Raw genomic sequence first — 902 nt, forward strand, 5'->3', positions numbered from 1 at the left:
AAACCCAGTCGAACAGCTTGATCGGTCTCATGCCCTTTGCCAGTAAACGCGAGAGAGCCAAATAAGGTGCAACGAACATAGACCTCCTTAGGTTGCAGATCTGGCTTGTGATCAGCTAATACAGTTGAACGAAATGCATGCGCTGCGCTCATTGGCCCCATAGTATGCGAGCTTGATGGCCCAACACCTATTTTGAACATTTCACTGCAAGCGATAAACATGGTGCACTCCGTTGTTGCAATCCAGAAAACAGAATATAGTGGGCAAAAAAATAATCACAAGCTGTCACTTATGTTCAAACTACCAAAATCTTCGAGTGTTAAAATCCGCGGCCAATTCCCTGATGGGCTAAGCATTCAACGCGACGCCAACGGCGTGCCACATATCAACGCAAACAACTTAAACGATGCCACATGGGGGCTCGGATACTGCCACGCTATTGATCGTGGTATGCAGCTCCAATTTATGCGTATTTTAGGGCAAGGTCGTTTATGCGAACTGCTTGATGATACGAATGAAAACCTCGAGATTGATATATTCTTTCGCCGCATGAACTGGCAGCAAGGCGCAGAAAAAGAACTCAGTAAATTAAACTCAGAAACACATGAATGGCTACTAGCATTATGTGATGGCATTAATGCTGGTTTGAAGCATCGAACATCAGGACTCATGCGCCTATTAATTGGAAAACATGAGCCTTGGACACCAAGCGACATTATGCTGACCTTCCGCATGACGAGCTATCTGACCCTCGCCCAAACTCAAGCTGAATCCGAAAGGCTTTTTATCGAACTCATTCAAAATGGAGTGAGTGATGAAAAACTGAAAAGCTTATTCCCAATCCATGACCAACATATCGATCGCGCCTTAATAGAGAAACTCAAGTTAGGTGATCGTCATCT

Annotated in this window: 2 protein-coding genes; one reads left to right on the top strand and one right to left on the bottom strand. The window is 44.7% G+C overall.

The window, feature by feature from the left end:
• Positions 1–221, bottom strand: a 221-nt coding sequence (locus A3739_RS25155; RefSeq protein ID WP_304440315.1) for a serine dehydratase beta chain, incomplete at its 3' end; no start/stop codon positions are given.
• A 70-nt stretch (positions 222–291) separates the two neighbouring features.
• On the opposite strand from A3739_RS25155, the gene A3739_RS25160 reads away from it, so the two are divergent.
• The coding region (locus A3739_RS25160; protein ID WP_197472563.1) for a penicillin acylase family protein at positions 292–902 on the top strand (611 nt) is incomplete at its 3' end.

This window comes from Oleiphilus sp. HI0067 (assembly GCF_001635735.1).